Annotated in this window: 11 protein-coding genes and 1 pseudogene; 6 read left to right on the forward strand and 6 right to left on the reverse strand. The window is 41.8% G+C overall.

Annotated elements, in window-relative coordinates:
- Positions 1–53: 53 nt before the first annotated feature.
- Positions 54–2,255, reverse strand: a pseudogene (locus tag LZ575_RS08310) (RecQ family ATP-dependent DNA helicase).
- Positions 2,256–2,340: 85 nt separating this feature from the next.
- Between LZ575_RS08310 and LZ575_RS08315 the strand changes: the two are divergent.
- From LZ575_RS08315 to lptB, 5 genes are all read left to right on the forward strand, one after another.
- Positions 2,341–3,306, forward strand: coding sequence for an SIS domain-containing protein (locus LZ575_RS08315; RefSeq protein WP_235330237.1), 966 nt, complete (start codon positions 2,341–2,343; stop codon positions 3,304–3,306).
- Positions 3,306–4,139, forward strand: coding sequence for a twin-arginine translocase subunit TatC (gene tatC / locus LZ575_RS08320; RefSeq protein WP_235330238.1), 834 nt, complete (start codon positions 3,306–3,308; stop codon positions 4,137–4,139). The genes LZ575_RS08315 and tatC overlap by 1 nt, the downstream gene beginning before the upstream one ends.
- 4 nt (positions 4,140–4,143) lie before the next feature.
- A complete protein-coding gene (locus LZ575_RS08325; RefSeq protein ID WP_235330239.1) occupies positions 4,144–4,500 on the forward strand; it encodes a carboxymuconolactone decarboxylase family protein in 357 nt (118 codons plus the stop codon).
- Positions 4,501–4,802: 302 nt separating this feature from the next.
- Positions 4,803–5,168 carry a four helix bundle protein gene (locus LZ575_RS08330; protein WP_235330240.1) on the forward strand — a complete coding sequence of 122 codons (366 nt, stop codon included), beginning with the start codon at positions 4,803–4,805 and terminating at the stop codon, positions 5,166–5,168.
- 130 nt (positions 5,169–5,298) lie between these two features.
- The gene (gene lptB / locus LZ575_RS08335) at positions 5,299–6,039 is read left to right on the forward strand and encodes an LPS export ABC transporter ATP-binding protein (protein ID WP_235330241.1); all 741 of its coding nucleotides are present in this window, start codon (positions 5,299–5,301) and stop codon (positions 6,037–6,039) included.
- A 684-nt stretch (positions 6,040–6,723) separates the two neighbouring features.
- Here lptB and LZ575_RS08340 read toward each other — a convergent pair.
- From LZ575_RS08340 to LZ575_RS08355, 4 genes are all read right to left on the reverse strand, one after another.
- On the reverse strand, positions 6,724–7,044 hold the full coding sequence (locus LZ575_RS08340; protein ID WP_235330242.1) for a GIY-YIG nuclease family protein: 321 nt from the start codon (positions 7,042–7,044) through the stop codon (positions 6,724–6,726).
- A gap of 644 nt (positions 7,045–7,688) precedes the next feature.
- Positions 7,689–8,009 (reverse strand): GIY-YIG nuclease family protein, encoded by a 321-nt coding sequence (locus LZ575_RS08345; protein WP_235330243.1) that lies wholly within the window; start codon positions 8,007–8,009, stop codon positions 7,689–7,691.
- Between the two features lie 861 nt (positions 8,010–8,870).
- Entirely contained in the window at positions 8,871–9,644 is a 774-nt protein-coding gene (locus LZ575_RS08350) for a phosphatidylcholine/phosphatidylserine synthase (RefSeq protein ID WP_235330244.1), read from the reverse strand.
- Between the two features lie 179 nt (positions 9,645–9,823).
- On the reverse strand, positions 9,824–10,039 hold the full coding sequence (locus LZ575_RS08355) for a hypothetical protein (protein WP_235330245.1): 216 nt from the start codon (positions 10,037–10,039) through the stop codon (positions 9,824–9,826).
- Between the two features lie 52 nt (positions 10,040–10,091).
- On the opposite strand from LZ575_RS08355, the gene lnt reads away from it, so the two are divergent.
- Positions 10,092–11,684: an apolipoprotein N-acyltransferase gene (gene lnt, locus LZ575_RS08360; protein ID WP_235330246.1), complete on the forward strand. Its 1,593-nt coding sequence runs from the start codon at positions 10,092–10,094 to the stop codon at positions 11,682–11,684.
- A gap of 453 nt (positions 11,685–12,137) precedes the next feature.
- Here the strand turns inward: lnt and LZ575_RS08365 are convergent, their stop codons facing one another.
- The gene (locus tag LZ575_RS08365) at positions 12,138–12,341 is read right to left on the reverse strand and encodes a GIY-YIG nuclease family protein (protein ID WP_311196029.1); all 204 of its coding nucleotides are present in this window, start codon (positions 12,339–12,341) and stop codon (positions 12,138–12,140) included.
- Between the last annotated feature and the right edge of the window lie 57 nt (positions 12,342–12,398).

Here is a 12,398-nt window from a genome sequence, read left to right on the forward strand (position 1 = left end):
ATTTATTAACTAAGAACTTACAACCTATAACTGAGAACCTACAACCGAAAACCTTAATTCGCCACCTCACTAATAAACTTGATCCTATAGAGCCTTAATTCCTCATCATCATAGTCACCATCAAATTCATCCAGGGCATCTTCAATTTTGTCAGTTTCGGCTTCAAGGAAATATTCGTGGATCTCTTCCTGTTGATCTTCATCCAGGATGTCATCCAGCCAGTATCCAATGTTAAGTTTGGTACCTGAGTATACAATAGCTTCCATCTCCTTTATAAATTCCCGCATTTCCATTCCTTTTGCCGAGGCAATATCGTCCAGAGGCAACTTCCTGTCAATACTTTGAATAATGTATAATTTGAGTCCGCTGTTGGCTCCGGTAGTTTTTACTACGAGGTCATCTGGCCTGATAATTTCGTTGTCCTCTACATAGCGGCCAATAAGGTCAACAAAATCCTTTCCGAATTTCTTTGCCTTTCCCTCTCCTACTCCGTGAATATTACTAAGCTCTTCAACGGTCATAGGATATTTTAAGGCCATATCCTGAATTGAAGGATCCTGAAATACCACAAATGGCGGAACTCCCTGTTTCTTGGCCACTTTCTTCCTAAGGTCTTTCAGCATTTTGACCAGCTGCTCATCCACTTCGTTTCCGGAAGCTTTTGTCGCCGTTACTACACCTTCAGTAGAACTGTCAAAGATGTGATCTTCAGTCATCATGAATGACTGGGGATTATTTATAAATTCCTCACCCCGGGTAGTAATACGAACAACGCCATAGGTTTCAATATCCTTCCGAAGAAATCCTGCAACAAGCACCTGCCTGATTAATGCCATCCAGTATTTGCCATCTTTGTCTTTCCCTTTTCCGAAGAGTTTATGCTCATCGGTCTTATGGGAAAGAATTAATGCATTGGATTTCCCTACCAGCGTATTGACAACATCTTTTGACTTATAAATCTGGTTAGTTTCTTTAACAGTCCTCAGGAGCAATTCAACATCTTCTTTTGCTTCGTGCTTCTTCTTTGGATTTTGCACATTATCATCCATGCTCGCGCCTTCACCTAATTTGTCGTCAAATTCCTCACCGAAGTAATGCAGCAAAAATTTTCTTCGAGAGATGGAAGTTTCGGCATATGCAACAACTTCCTGAAGCAGCGCCTGCCCTATTTCCTGTTCTGCAACAGGCTTGCCGCTCATAAATTTCTCCAGCTTCTCAATATCTTTATAACTGTAGAACGCCAGGCAATGGCCTTCCCCGCCATCTCTCCCTGCGCGTCCTGTTTCCTGATAATAACTTTCAAGACTCTTCGGGATATCGTGGTGGATTACAAATCTAACATCCGGCTTGTCAATTCCCATTCCGAAGGCAATAGTCGCAACCACAACATCCACATCTTCCATGATAAACATATCCTGATGCTTAACCCGGGTTTTGGCATCCAAACCAAGCGTGATAAGGAACTGCTGAAATCCCATTTACCTGAAGCGTTTGTGCCAGCTCCTCTACCCTCTTACGGCTAAGGCAATAGATAATTCCCGATTTTCCCGCATTCTGCTTTACAAACCGAATAATGTCGGCATCAACATTTTTCGTCTTCGGCCGGATCTCGTAGTATAAATTGGGCTAGGATTAAAACTTGCTTTGAAAGTATTGGCATCGGTGATCCCAAGGTTCTTCAGAATATCCTCCTGAACCTTTGGGGTAGCTGTGGCAGTAAGCCCTATAATAGGAATATTGTCTCCTATTCGTTTGATGATGTGACGTAAATTCCTGTATTCCGGCCGAAAATCATGGCCCCACTCACTTATACAATGCGCCTCATCTACTGCCAGAAAAGAGATCTTTACGCTGCGCAGAAATTCGACGTTTTCCTCTTTTGTAAGAGATTCAGGTGCTACGTAAAGTAATTTGGTAACACCATTGGTGATATCCTCCTTTACCTGCTTAACTTCAGATTTATTAAGGCTGGAATTAAGAACATGTGCAACCCCGGTTTCCGAAGAAATTCCGCGGATGGCGTCCACCTGGTTTTTCATTAGAGCAATAAGAGGTGAGACTACTATGGCCGTGCCTTCTTCGATAAGTGCCGGAAGCTGATAACACAGCGATTTACCACCCCCGGTAGGCATTACAACAAACGTATTATTCCCCTTTACAATACTTGTAATCACCTGTTCCTGAAGGCCTTTGAACTGGCTGAAGCCAAAGTACTTTTTAAGCTGTTGGTGTAGATCTATTTCGGTAGAACCCATTCAATTGTGTTACAATTTTACATACATTTGCACAAAATTAAAGATACATAAATCTTTAGTATTCACAATTCATAAGCTTACAAATTTGAAACTGGAAGAAAAAATTCTCTCTATAGCAAAAGAAACTATTTCCATCGAAGCCGAAGCAATTGCGAACTTAAAAAATCTTCTTACTCCAGAGTTTGCTGAAGCCGTACAATATATCTATAACTCGAAAGGTAGGGTAATTATTACAGGAATAGGGAAAAGCGCCATAATTGCAAGTAAAATTGTTGCTACTTTAAATTCTACAGGAACCCCTGCAGTTTTTATGCACGCGGCAGATGCAATTCACGGAGACCTTGGAAGCATTCTGGAGGATGATGTGGTTATTTGTATCTCCAAAAGCGGAAACACACCTGAAATTAAGGTATTGGTCCCGCTCATCAAAAATTTTAAAAATAAGATCATTGCCATAACCGGAAACAAAGATTCTTTCCTGGGTCAGCAGTCTGATTTTATATTAAATGCGTATGTTGAGAAGGAAGCCTGCCCACATAACCTTGCACCTACCACCAGCACCACTGCTCAACTGGTTTTAGGAGATGCTCTGGCTATTTGTTTACTGGACCTCCGGGGCTTTTCTACTAAGGATTTTGCAAAATATCATCCGGGAGGAGCTTTAGGCAAGAAATTATATTTAAGGGTGAGCGACATAACTATACAAAATCAAAAGCCACAGGTTTCTCCCGATACTAATGTGAGGGATGTTATTGTGGAGATTTCAGAAAAAATGCTTGGAGTGACTGCAGTTATTGAAAATGAAACGGTTATAGGAATTGTTACCGATGGAGATATTCGCCGGATGCTGCGGAATAATGATGAGTTTAAACATCTTACTGCTGTAGATATAATGAGCAAAAATCCTAAAACTATCCAACAGGACGCCATGGCAATTGACGCGCTTGACAAACTTGAGGAGCATAAAATATCCCAGCTTATAGCTTTGGACAATAAACAGTATGCCGGAGTGGTTCACATTCATAATTTAATACGGGAAGGAATTTTATAATGGCACAAAAAAAATTACCCGCTCCTGATGAGATGTCGTTTTTAGATCACCTTGAAGATCTTCGCTGGCATTTAATACGGGCAACATTATCTATAGCCATAGCGGGAACTATAGCGTTTTTAGCAAAAGGATTTATTTTTGATGTTCTTCTGTTTGGTCCCAGTAAGGGAGATTTTTGGACATATGATATACTGTGCAGGATCTCCAACTTCATGGGAGTAGATGGTGGATTTTGCTTTGATGAGCTGCCATTCACTCTCCAGAGCAGGACAATGGGAGGACAATTTTCAGCCCATATATGGGTTTCCATAACGGCAGGATTTGTAATAGCTTTCCCTTATGTAATCTATGAATTCTGGAAATTCGTGGCTCCGGCTATGAAAGAAAATGAAAAAAACACTTCCCGCGGATTTATTGCCATCTCTTCTATCCTTTTCTTTTTAGGGGTTTTATTTGGTTATTATGTAGTGACTCCTTTGTCCATAAATTTTTTGGGAACCTACCAGGTGAGTTCTATAGTTCTTAATGAATTTGATATAGGCAGTTACATAAGCCTCGTACGATCATCGGTAATCGCGAGCGGATTGCTTTTTGAACTTCCCATAATTATATTTTTCCTTACAAAAGTTGGGGTTGTAACTCCTATGTTCCTAAGAAAATATAGAAAATATGCCCTAATTATTGTATTGATCCTCGCAGCAATAATTACACCTCCAGATTTGGTATCCCAAATTGTGGTAGCAATACCTATTCTAATTTTATATGAAGTAAGTATTTTAATTGCGGTCATTGTTTATAAACGGGAAGCAAAGAAATTAAATACAAAACCATAAGGCTATGAAAAACCAAGTAGAAGAATTCAATTCATACCGTTCCAGGATGAATGAAAAGATCCTGAGCGATAATAATAAAATTATAAAACGAATCTTTAATCTTGACACCAACGCATACGCCCCCGGAGGTGCTTTGGATGTAAAGACAAAAGAATTACTGGGCCTTGTAGCCTCCACAGTGCTACGTTGCGACGACTGTATTAAATACCACCTTGAGACATCTTATAAAGAGGGATTAACAAAGGAAGAAGTCACCGAAGCCCTCGGAATTGCAACATTGGTAGGAGGAACAATTGTGATTCCACACCTTAGGAGAGCTTATGAGTTTTGGGATGCTCTTGAGGAGCAGGGAGATTCCTAGTTTTCCGGATGATCTGTTTTAGATAAATGGATTTTGCTTCAAGGAGTGGAGAGAGGAAAGTGGAGAGTGAAAAGTCTGGCGTTTTATGTTAGGGAAGAGACGCAAGTGGAAAGAGGAAAGGTTAGACGTGGTTTAGTGAAATGTGAAGAGTCTGGCGCATTTAGTAGAAAGGGGAAATTCGGCACGTATTATTTTGGTGGAAATTGGAAAGCAGGGACTTAATTTCCTGGTTAGATAAGAATTAACTGTATCTATTCTACGCTTGAAGGATAAGAAAAAACACGAACAGTGAATCTTATATTATGGAGGATGTGAAATTTAATTTTGAGGATTTAAAGGTATATCAGAAGGCATTGGATTTTACAGATTTTGCTAATGAATTAACTTCCAAATTTCCGGCTAAGGAAAGGTTTGAATTAAGCTCACAATTCAATAGGGCTTCTGTTTCTATAGCGTTAAATACTGCTGAAGGATCGGGAGATACGGACTCCCAGTTTCATCGTTACCTTCAAATAGCAGAAGATTCTGCACGGGAATGTGTGACCTGCACCACTATTGCTTTCCGAAGAAAATATATTACAGATGAAGAAAACAAAAAAGCGAGAGCTATGTTGCTGGAAATTCTTAAAATGATAAGAAGCTTGCAACGCTACCTGAAGTCGAAATAAAATTTATTTTAATTTTTTTTAAGCAATTACTGTCCACTATCCACTCTCCTCTCTCCACTTTTAAATTTCCAATTTTGAATTTTAATACAGCACTTGATTTAATTCTAAAAATTTTATCTTAGCACTAACTATGAAACTTTACGCAGAAAATCTAATAAAATCCTATAAAGGCCGTGAGGTGGTTAAGGGAATATCCCTGGAAGTGAACCAGGGGGAAATTGTAGGACTATTGGGACCTAATGGTGCCGGGAAAACTACTTCTTTTTATATGATCGTTGGTCTCATAAAGCCAAATGGCGGAAAGATATATCTGGATAAGGAAGATATTACCAAATTTCCAATGTACAAGCGTGCTCAATATGGAATTGGATATCTGGCGCAGGAAGCTTCGGTTTTCCGGAAACTGAGTATTGAAGACAACATCATGAGTGTTCTGGAACTCACAAAACTGTCCAAAAAAGAACGGATCGACAAGATGGAATCTCTTATTGAAGAATTCGGATTAGAACATATCCGGACTAATCGTGGAGACTTACTGAGCGGGGGAGAACGTCGCCGTACAGAGATTGCACGAGCCCTGGCTACCGATCCTCATTTTATCCTTCTGGATGAACCCTTCGCAGGTGTCGACCCGGTTGCAGTAGAGGACATTCAAAGAATTGTTGCCCAACTCAAAAATAAAAACATCGGTATCCTCATTACCGACCACAACGTGCAGGAAACCCTCGCCATTACCGACAGAACTTACCTAATGTTCGAAGGAAGCATCCTTAAACACGGAATTCCCGAGGAACTGGCAGAAGATCAAATGGTAAGAAAGGTGTACCTGGGACAGAATTTTGAGTTAAGGAAGAAGAAACTTTTTGAGTAGGGTGAAAACAACCCATTTGTCATTCTGAGGAAGCCGCTACAAGCGGGTTCTGAAAGAATCTCTTGCGGAGGATACCCGCTGTTCCTACTCCACTTCTATTGCGGGCTAAGTGATGGTCTAATCTGCAACTGTGTCTCCTTTACAGATGGGCCGTGAGATTCTTCACTGCGTTTCAGAATGACAAAAGAGGGAAACACTCGAGTTGTCATTCTGAGGAAGCCGCTACAAGCGGGTTCTGAAAGAATCTCTTGAGGAGGATACACGCTGTTCTACTCCACTTCTATTGGGGGCTAAGTGATCGTATAATCTGCCACTGTACCTTCTTCACAAACGGGCGGTGAAATTCTTCACTTCGTTTCAGAATGACAAAAGAGGGAAACAGTCGAGTTGTCACTCTGAGGAAGCCGCGACGAGCGGATTCTGAAAGAATCTCTTGAGGAGGACACACGCTGTTCTACTCTACTTCTATTGGGGGCCGTTGACGTTCAAACCTGCCACTGTACCTTCTTTACAAACGGGCGGTGAGATTCTTCACTACGTTTCAGAATGACAAAAGAGGGAAACACTCGAGTTGTCATTCTGAGGAAGCCGCTACAAGCGGGTTCTGAAAGAATCTCTTGGGAGGATTCACGCTGTTCTACTCCTCTTCTACTGGGGGCCAATTACTATTAAACATCCAAATTCTTATGGTAGAATCGAAAAGTGGTGATTTAAAAACTCCCATTCGGGATTATTTCTCTTAATTAACTCCTCCTTCTTTTTCCTGGTCCAACCCTTGATTTCCTTTTCTCTTGCTATTGCCTGCTGAATCCAGGTGTATTTCTCGTAATGAACCAGAAAAGTACATTTGTATTTAGCAGTAAAGGTTTTATTATTCTTCTCAGCACCTTCTTTATGCTGTTGAAGACGCCTTGCTAAATTGTTAGTAACACCTGTGTAGAGAACAGATTTGTGCCTGTTAGTAAGAATGTAAGTGTAGTAGGTATGATAGCCATTATTCAACATTTTCTTAAATTAAGGGATTTTTAAGAAGATTACAATAGGGAAAACTAACTCTTTTAATGGGCGCCAGGGATGAGTTAAACCTGCCACTGTGCCTCCTATACAGACGGGCCGTGAGATTCTCCTCTGCGCTCAGAATGACAAAAGAGGGAAACAGTCGCATTGTCATTCTGAAGAAGCCGCTACAAGCGGATTCTGAAAGAATCTCTTGTGGAGGATACACGCTCTTCTACTACAATTCTACTGAGGGGCAGGTGATCTACTAATCTGCCACTGTCTTTCCTCTGCCATCGGACGGTGAGATTCTTCACTTCGTTTCAGAATGACAAAAAGGAGGGAAACAGTCGCATTGTCATTCTGAGGAAGCCGCTACAAGCGGATTCTGAAAGAATCTCTTGCGGAGGATACACACTGTTCTACTCCACTTCTATTGGGGGCCGTTGATCGTCTAATCTGCCACTGTGTCTCCTATACAGACGGGCCGTGAGATTCTTCACTGCGTTTCAGAATGATAAAAGAGGGAAACACTCGAGTTGTCATTCTGAGGAAGCCGCTACAAGCGGGTTCTGAAAGAATCTCTTGCGGAGGATACACACTGTTCCACTCCACTTCTATTGGAGGCCAATTACTATTAAACATCCAAATTCTTATGGTAGAATCGAAAAATGGTGATTTAAAAACTCCCACTCGGGATTATTTCTCTTAATTAACTCCTCCTTCTTTTTCCTGGTCCAACCCTTGATTTCCTTTTCTCTTGCTATTGCCTGCTGAATCCAGGTGTATTTCTCGTAATGAATCAGAAATGTACATTTGTATTTAGCAGTAAAGCTTTTATTATTCTTCTCAGCACCTTCTTTATGCTGTTGAAGACGCCTTGCTAAATTGTTAGTAACACCTGTGTAGAGAACAGATTTGTGCCTGTTAGTAAGAATATAAGTGTAGTAGGTATGATAGCCATTATTCAACATTTTCTTAAATTAAGGGATCCTTAAGAAAATTACAATAGGGAAAACTGTCTCTTTTAATGGGCGCCAGGGATGAGTTAAACCTGCCACTGTGCCTCCTATACAGACGGGCCGTGAGATTCTCCCCTGAGGAAGCCGCTACAAGCGGATTCTGAAAGAATCTCTTGTGGAGGATACACGCTCTTCTACTACAATTCTATTGGGGGTAAGTGATCTACTAATCTGCCACTGTCTTTCCTCTGCCATCGGACGGTGAGATTCTTCACTTCGTTTCAGAATGACAAAAGGAGGGAAACAGTCGCATTGTCATTCTGAAGAAGCCGCTACAAGCGGATTCTGAAAGAATCTCTTGCGGTGGATTCAGGCTCTTCTACTCCAATTCTACTGGGGCTTAGTGATCTACTAATCTGCCACTGTCTTTCCTCTGCCATCGGACGTTGAGATTCTTCACTTCGTTTCAGAATGACAAAAAGGAGGGAAACAGTCGCATTGTCATTCTGAGGAAGCCGCTACAAGCGGATTCTGAAAGAATCTCTTGGGAGGATTCACACTCTTCTACTACAATTCTCCTGGGGGTAAGTGATCTACTAATCTGCCACTGTCTTTCCTCTGACATCGGGCGGTGAGATTCTTCACTTCGTTTCAGAATAACAAAAAGGAGGGAAACAGTCGCATTGTCATTCTGAGGAAGCCGCGATGAGCGGGTTCTGAAAGAATCTCTTGGGAGGATTCACGCTCTTCTACTCCTCTTCTACTGGGGGCTAGTGATCGACTAATCTGCCACTGTCTTTCCTCTGCCATCGGACCATGAGATTCTTCACTGCGTTTTAGAATGACAAAGGAGGGGAACAAGAAATCACTCCATTAGCCTCTCACAACCTCCTCCTGCTCCCTTTCCGCAGGAAAAAGCAAAGAAAGAATCACGTAGCTCAAAATTATAACTGGAATGGCAATGAACTGAAAAAGGATGATCATCAGCAGACAATAGGCTATGAAAGAATACCTAAGCTTATTTTTTCCAAACGACCAGTCAGAGAATTTTAAGGCGAAGAGCGGAATTTCAGCGTTGAGCATATAACAGCTTACGAGGGTGAGGATGATGAGAAACCATTCATTCAGAATTAAACCTACTGCCCAGGGATGCGGCTGATAGGCCAGGATGAGTGGCAGACTTAAAATGAGAAGTGCGTTTGCGGGAGTGGGTAAACCGATAAAAGAATCGGTTTGACGCTCGTCTATGTTGAATTTCGCCAGTCGGTAACCGGAGGCAGCGGTTATGAAAAGTCCGATCAGGGCCAGGATTGGGAAATTCCATTCCCACCAGGTGCCAGTACCTGCCCATTCTTTAGAAGTAATAAGATCGCCGGGCAGAGCTTTCAGCAATAACTGATACATCACAATTCCCGGCACGAGTCCGCTGGTGATCATATCGGCCAGAGAATCCAGTTGCAGACCCATTTCGCTCTTTACATCAAGAGCCCGCGCTGCAAGTCCGTCAAAAAAATCGAAGAATATTCCGAGACCAACAAAGACAGCTGCCATTATCAAATTTCCCTGTACTGCAAAGATGGCTGCGATACCACCACTCATAAGATTCAAAAGCGTTATGAAATTTGGAACATGTCGTTTTATGGCCATAAAAGGTTTTTTTGTAAAAATAGCAAAAAATTGGCAGCACAATGAGTCGGGAGAAAGCGCACCTTTAAATAACAAATTCCAGGTACCAAATTTCAAATTCCAAGTACCAAATTCCAAATTCCAAGTACCAAGTACCAAATTCCAAATACGAAATGGTAAATTCAAATTCTATTGTTGTTTCAGGTTCTGGTTCTTTCTTCGGCATCTTTCTTATATTCTCTATGCTCATTTTCTCTTCTCTCTTCTCTCTTCTCTCTTCTCTCTTCTCTCTTCTCTCTTCTCTTATGTCTTGATTCTTGAATCTTGATTCTTGTCTCTTGATTCTTGAATCTTGATTCTTGTCTCTTGATTCTTGATTCTTGTTTCTTATTTCCGGTTTCCTGTCTCTTTTTCAACTTCCTCTCCCATAACTCAGAAAGCTTTGTTATTTTTGAATAACTAAAAAAAATGAAGAACTTACTATACGCACTTCTTAGCGGATTCCTCCTGGCGCTTGCTTGGCCAACCTACGGATTTCCGATCCTTATATTTCTGGCTTTTGTACCGCTTCTTTTTGCTGAATTCAACATCAGGAATTCAGAGATCAGGTACAAAAAACTGCAGATCCTGGGGCTGTCTTATCTCAGCTTCCTTATCTGGAACCTCATCACCACTTACTGGCTCTACTACTCTACCCTTTTTGGAGCAGCCTTTGCCATTTTGGTGAATTCGTTGTTGATGTCATTGGTATTTTTACTTTACCACTACGTCGCCAAGAGATCAGATTTTCGGAGTGGTGCTGCTTTCTTCATCAGTATCTGGATCATATTTGAAAACATCCACCTTGGCTGGGAGTTTTCCTGGCCGTGGTTAAATCTTGGGAATGTTTTTGCGGTTACACATAACTGGGTTCAGTGGTATGAATATACCGGGGCATTTGGCGGGACATTGTGGATCCTCCTGGTAAACATTGGCATCTTTAAATCGGTTATCTCCTACCGCGAATTCCGGCAACGGGAGATCATCTGGCGCGGAATTATTAAAGCAGCTCTCTTTGTGGCCCTGCCTATTGCTGTTTCATATCTTATTCGGAATTATTATTCTGAAGCTGAAAAAACCCTGGAAGCGGTTATTCTTCAGCCGAATATAGATCCATACAAAGAAAAGTACAACGTCACAGACACCCGGATAGGAGAACATCTGCTGAAGCTGAGTCGGGAAAAAATCACAGATAATACTGCCCTTGTCGTTGCTCCGGAAACCGTTTTTGCCAGTGGTACTGTCTTAAACAAATTTCCGGAATCTGAAGCCGCTTTCTACAGCAAACAGATACTGGAACAGAGTCCGAACCTGAATTTCCTCAGCGGAATTTCAATGTACGAGAGATTTAATGATCCTGAGAGAGTGGCCAAACAATCCAACCAACTCGGGCCGATGGATTGGTACAATGACTATAATTCGGCATTTTTAATGAACCAGCAGAGTCCGCCGCAGCTATATCACAAATCAAAGCTGGTGGTGGGAGTTGAGAATTTCCCTTACCAGAGCATCCTGAAACCCATCCTGGGAGATGTTATGATTGATCTTGGGGGAACCGTGGCGATGAAAACCACCCAGGAGGAACGTGCAGTATTCGAGCTGAACAACGGCTATTCCACCGCGCCAATTATTTGTTATGAGTCCGTCTACGGGGAATACGTCACCTGCTACGTAAGAAATGGTGCGGACTTCCTTACGATCATTACTAACGATGCCTGGTGGAGCGACACCCAGGGACATAAGCAACATCTCAACTACGCTAAACTGCGTGCGATAGAAACAAGAAGATCAATCGTGCGAAGTGCCAACACCGGGATTTCCGCTTTTATAAATGAAAAAGGAGATATCCTGGAGACTCTGGGTTATACAGAGGTTGGAAGCATACGGGGAGAAGTAACTCTTAATACTGAAGAAACTTTCTACGTAAGACACGGGGACTACATCGCCCGCGTCTCAAAATTCCTTGCTGCATTCCTGTTCCTGTTTGCAGTGGTTAAATACGAACGGAGGAAGAGGCGGTGAGGAAGGAATATTAGTTGTAGGTTTTCTGTTGTAGGTTCTCGGTTGTGGGTTCTCGGTTGTAGGTTCTCGTTGTAGGTTCTCGGTTGCTGTTGTTTTTTTCCGCCATTGCGAGCGAAGAAGATGAGCGTGTCGTAAGGGAATAGATTCCTGAGTGTGGCAATCTCATGTTTAGAACTACGAGTATAATTGAATTCCAAGTCATGAGATCGCCACAGCCGTAAACGGCTTCGCGATGACGGTAGCGAGAGAAAGTTTTGCGAGAATGGTTGTATTCCAGGTCACAAGATCGCCACAGCCATAACTGTTTTGCGATGACGGTAGGGGGCACATTTACCGCTTTAACAAAGCGGCTTCACAATGATTATAGAATCTATTTAAGATCGTCATAAAGATCTTTCCATTCAGGATTTTGCTCATTGATAAGGCTCTCTTTCTTGGCACGGTTTCCCGCCTTTAATTTTTTTCATATTGAATAGCCTGTTTTATATCTGTGAATTCGCGGAAGAAAACTAAATTTTCACAGTTATATCTGGCAGAAAATCCTTTATACTTTTTTGTCTTGTGCTCGATGACCCGCTGACTAAGCCGGGAGGTTACTCCGGTATAGAGAGTGGTTTTGTTCTTATTAGCCATAATATAGACCCAGGAGCGTTTCAATGCTGTAGTGTTAGATAATTAATTTACATATTTTTCAGCTCTTTGCGAGTGAAAAAT

Source organism: Antarcticibacterium sp. 1MA-6-2, from assembly GCF_021535135.1.
In the GTDB taxonomy this organism is placed as follows: Bacteria; Bacteroidota; Bacteroidia; order Flavobacteriales; family Flavobacteriaceae; genus Gillisia.

Excerpts from the sequence above, each read along its gene's own strand:
- tatC (WP_235330238.1), top strand. The coding sequence starts at position 3,306 with ATGGCACAAAAAAAATTACCCGCTCCTGATGAGATGTCGTTTTTAGAT.
- LZ575_RS08325 (WP_235330239.1), top strand. The coding sequence starts at position 4,144 with ATGAAAAACCAAGTAGAAGAATTCAATTCATACCGTTCCAGGATGAAT.
- LZ575_RS08330 (WP_235330240.1), top strand. The coding sequence starts at position 4,803 with ATGGAGGATGTGAAATTTAATTTTGAGGATTTAAAGGTATATCAGAAG.
- lptB (WP_235330241.1), top strand. The coding sequence starts at position 5,299 with ATGAAACTTTACGCAGAAAATCTAATAAAATCCTATAAAGGCCGTGAG.
- LZ575_RS08340 (WP_235330242.1), bottom strand. The coding sequence starts at position 7,044 with ATGTTGAATAATGGCTATCATACCTACTACACTTACATTCTTACTAAC.
- LZ575_RS08345 (WP_235330243.1), bottom strand. The coding sequence starts at position 8,009 with ATGTTGAATAATGGCTATCATACCTACTACACTTATATTCTTACTAAC.
- LZ575_RS08350 (WP_235330244.1), bottom strand. The coding sequence starts at position 9,644 with ATGGCCATAAAACGACATGTTCCAAATTTCATAACGCTTTTGAATCTT.
- lnt (WP_235330246.1), top strand. The coding sequence starts at position 10,092 with ATGAAGAACTTACTATACGCACTTCTTAGCGGATTCCTCCTGGCGCTT.